1 protein-coding gene is annotated in these 323 nt (G+C 50.2%); it reads left to right on the top strand.

Annotated elements, in window-relative coordinates:
• A partial coding sequence (locus SB753_RS35860; protein ID WP_410804845.1) for a hypothetical protein occupies nucleotides 1–219 on the top strand: 219 nt, incomplete at its 5' end.
• Nucleotides 220–323: the final 104 nt, after the last annotated feature.

The following is a 323-nucleotide window of genomic DNA, read 5'->3' on the forward strand; positions in this document are numbered from 1 at the left end:
GTACACCCGAGCATAGTTCCACTGCCTATCGAGAAAACTACCCTACGTGATTTCGTCGATGTACATAATAACAATTATCGATGTTTTAGGGCCAGATCAGCCGCTACTTTTCCAACCATTTTCGGCTTAGCTTTCGCTGGCAGCGATCTCGGTGATTATGATAATACCGTATATACAGTTTATAAAAAGCCGTATCTGCCGGGGCTCGAATGCCTCTGAACCCGGCTCATCTGCGCGAGTAAGGCAGCAACCGGTTAGGCCATCTCCAAAAGGTTCATAGCTCCAAGACACCGTCGTGTCCGACTCCCGCGACGGCCCGAAGC

The organism is Paraburkholderia sp. SIMBA_053 (assembly GCF_046534895.1).
GTDB lineage: Bacteria > Pseudomonadota > Gammaproteobacteria > Burkholderiales > Burkholderiaceae > Paraburkholderia > Paraburkholderia caledonica.